The 980-nt window shown below is 38.4% G+C and carries 1 protein-coding gene; it reads left to right on the top strand.

Features of this window, described 5'->3' with window-relative positions:
• The coding region (locus tag H4J63_RS20685; protein WP_182198107.1) for an IS4 family transposase at positions 1 to 980 on the top strand (980 nt) is incomplete at both ends.

Genomic DNA, 980 nt, shown 5'->3' with positions numbered 1-980 from the left:
ACAGTGTTTGCAAAGAATTAGGCGATGTGAACTGTGCAAATACATTAGGAAAACCATCAAAAACAAGAACGCTATATGCGCATTCAACTTTAGCAATTGATGCAGATACGGAGCATGTTATTGGTTTACTCGACCAGTACTATTGGTTTAGGAAATCAAAGGTTAAAGGGACTAAAGATCAACAACAGCAACGCCCTTACGAAGAGAAAGAAAGCTATCGCTGGCAACAAACATTAATGGTTATAAAAAAACGTACAGGTGAATTATCAAATATACTTAACATCTGCGACAGAGAAGCTGACATTTATGAGTACATGACTTACCAAAAAGATGAAGGACATCGATTTTTAGTCAGAGCAAAAGAAAATAGAAAATTAATAGAGCCTCAATGCAATCTCAATCAGTTAATAGAAACAGCGCAGGGTCAGTGTTGTTACACTATTAATATAGCGCAACGTGCGGGAAGAAAAGCGCGTCAGGCCCTAATTACATTGAGCTATCAACCTATAACACTCGCCAAGCCTAAGCGAGTACTAGGGCAAGAATCACCGACATTGAGCGTCAATGTCATTGTCTGTCAGGAAAAAGAAAGTACGCAAAAAAATCCATTATGTTGGATTTTATATACGACAGAGCCGGTAAACACAGCAGAAGATGCCCAGAAATTAGTAAGATACTATGAACTCCGCTGGCGTGTAGAGGAGTTTCATAAAACATGGAAAACAAATGGAACCGAAGTAGAAGATTTACGTTTACAGCACAGTGATAATATTTTACGAATTGCGATCATTAAAGCGTTTATTGCTGTCAGGTTATTACAGCTGCAAAATATGGCGCAAAGGAGTGAATTAGACAAAGAAGTGAGATGTACAACTTGTGTTAAAGAGATGACGTGGAAATTACTATGGGCAAAGGTTGAAAAGGATGTGTTGCCGGATAAAGTACCGTCTCTTCATTGGCTGTACTATAGTTTAGCGAAA

Source organism: Pseudoalteromonas sp. 5Ae-yellow (genome assembly GCF_014077565.1).
Lineage (GTDB): Bacteria > Pseudomonadota > Gammaproteobacteria > Enterobacterales > Alteromonadaceae > Pseudoalteromonas.
This window is presented reverse-complemented; position numbering and strand designations above follow the sequence as displayed.